This is a genomic window from Zoogloea sp. (assembly GCF_023150065.1).
Lineage (GTDB): Bacteria > Pseudomonadota > Gammaproteobacteria > Burkholderiales > Rhodocyclaceae > Zoogloea.
On the sequence record NZ_JAKLLN010000111.1, the window covers coordinates 1 to 740 of the forward strand.

The following is a 740-nucleotide window of genomic DNA, read 5'->3' on the forward strand; positions in this document are numbered from 1 at the left end:
TCGTCAATCCGGTTGCGAACATGGGTCGCCATATAATTAGAAAGCCCACCCCGAAGGCCCACCCTCACCAAGGAGTGACAGCATGTTCCGCAACATCCTCGTACCCACCGACGGCTCCGAACTTTCGGCATCCACCGTCGCCCGCGCCATCGACTTCGCCAAGGAAGCCGGCGCGAAGCTGACGTTCTTCTACGCCCAGCCCGACTTCCCGACCCCCATCTACGGTGAAGGCGCCCTGTTCGACCCGACAACCCCCGAGCAGTTCAGCCGTGCCGCCGCCGCCGAAGCCGAAAAGATCCTCGGTCTGGCCAAAGCCGCTGCCGATGCCGCCGGCGTGACCTCGGTCGGTGACACCGTCATCAGCGAGGTGCCGTTCGAAGCCATCATTGCCTCGGCCGAGCGCAACCGCTGCGACCTGATCTTCATGGCCTCCCACGGCCGTCGAGGCCTGAGCGGCCTCCTTCTCGGCAGCGAGACCCAGAAGGTCCTCACCCACAGCAAGATCCCGGTGCTCGTGTATCGCTGACCCCCCGGATCAACCGGGCACAGCCCCGCCCGGTCGGCGCGTAGCAGCGCCGGCCGGGCGTTTCATTTGATGGGCGGCAACTTCACGCCGACGTCACAAAAAAGAAAAGGTCAATATTATTGACCTTTTTATCTGCTCATCTGCCGCATCGCCTCAATCGTCCTGCTGCCTGATCCACGCCTCGAGCGAGGACGCGTTCATCGGCTTGCCGTAG

The 740-nt window shown here is 63.1% G+C and carries 1 protein-coding gene; it reads left to right on the forward strand.

The window, feature by feature from the left end; all coding sequences use genetic code 11:
• Positions 1 to 82: 82 nt before the first annotated feature.
• The gene (locus tag L6Q67_RS23730) at positions 83 to 526 is read left to right on the forward strand and encodes a universal stress protein (RefSeq protein ID WP_296576034.1); all 444 of its coding nucleotides are present in this window, start codon (positions 83 to 85) and stop codon (positions 524 to 526) included.
• The last annotated feature ends 214 nt before the right edge of the window (positions 527 to 740 follow it).

Excerpts from the sequence above, each read along its gene's own strand:
- L6Q67_RS23730 (WP_296576034.1), top strand. The coding sequence starts at position 83 with ATGTTCCGCAACATCCTCGTACCCACCGACGGCTCCGAACTTTCGGCA.